We start from the raw sequence: 439 nt of genomic DNA on the forward strand, positions 1-439 counted from the left end.
CGAGTCGATGGTCTGCTGCGCGAGCTGGTTGGCGCCGTCCACGTAGTCGCTGACGCCGTTCGCGAGCTTGCGGACGTCGGAGGGCATCGACGTGGTCTGGGTCGCCATCTGGCTGAGCCCGGTGGCCAGCTGGAACTGACCGGTGTAGAGCTGCCGGGAGCCGTCGGCGGCGTCGGAGATTCCGTTGGCGAGCTTCCGCGCGCCGTCGGCGAGCTGGTCGGCCCCGTCGGCCATGGTGACGAACTGCTTGCCCATGTCGTTGAAGCCGACGTAGATCTGCGTCAGGTACGCCTCGGTGAGCGTGGAGTTCAGCATGGACGCGGCCTCGCTGGCGACCAGGCGGCCGAGGGTGGCGTCCGCGACCCCGGCGACCGGTGAGGTGTAGACCTGAATCGTCGCCTGTTCCGCCTTGTTGCCGTCGTTCTCGGAGAAGGAGGTG

General features: G+C 68.1%; 1 pseudogene. It reads right to left on the minus strand.

Features of this window, described 5'->3' with window-relative positions:
- A pseudogene (locus BN358_RS25570) lies at positions 1 to 439 on the minus strand (hypothetical protein); the annotation flags it as partial.

The sequence above is a fragment of the Sedimentibacter sp. B4 genome, assembly GCF_000309315.1.
Taxonomy (GTDB): Bacteria; Bacillota; Clostridia; order Tissierellales; family Sedimentibacteraceae; genus Sedimentibacter; species Sedimentibacter saalensis.